This window comes from Tritonibacter sp. SIMBA_163, assembly GCF_046535935.1.
GTDB lineage: Bacteria > Pseudomonadota > Alphaproteobacteria > Rhodobacterales > Rhodobacteraceae > Epibacterium > Epibacterium scottomollicae.
In genome coordinates, this window is record NZ_JAWJBP010001301.1 from 1 (window position 1) to 237 (window position 237).

Consider the following 237-nt stretch of genomic DNA (forward strand, 5'->3'; position numbering starts at 1 on the left):
TCCCGGCACCCACTATCCCCCGATCCTGCTTCTGGTGGTGACGTTGGGGGCAGCCATCCTGTTGCGTCGCCTCAGTATCGGTCGTCATATCTATGTGACCGGCTCCAGCGACGAAACGTCGCGGCTCTCGGGGGTGCGGGTCAATCAGACGAAGCTTTGGGCCTATGCGGTGTCCGGCGCTGTGGCCGGTCGGGCGGGCAACGTGCTGATGTCGGGGCTCGTGTCCGCGCAGCCGGG

The 237-nt window shown here is 66.2% G+C and carries 1 protein-coding gene; it reads left to right on the top strand.

Annotated features, from left to right (window positions below; translation table 11 throughout):
- Positions 1-237 (top strand): ABC transporter permease subunit (locus R0J92_RS26505; RefSeq protein WP_411053878.1); only part of this gene is annotated, 237 nt, incomplete at both ends.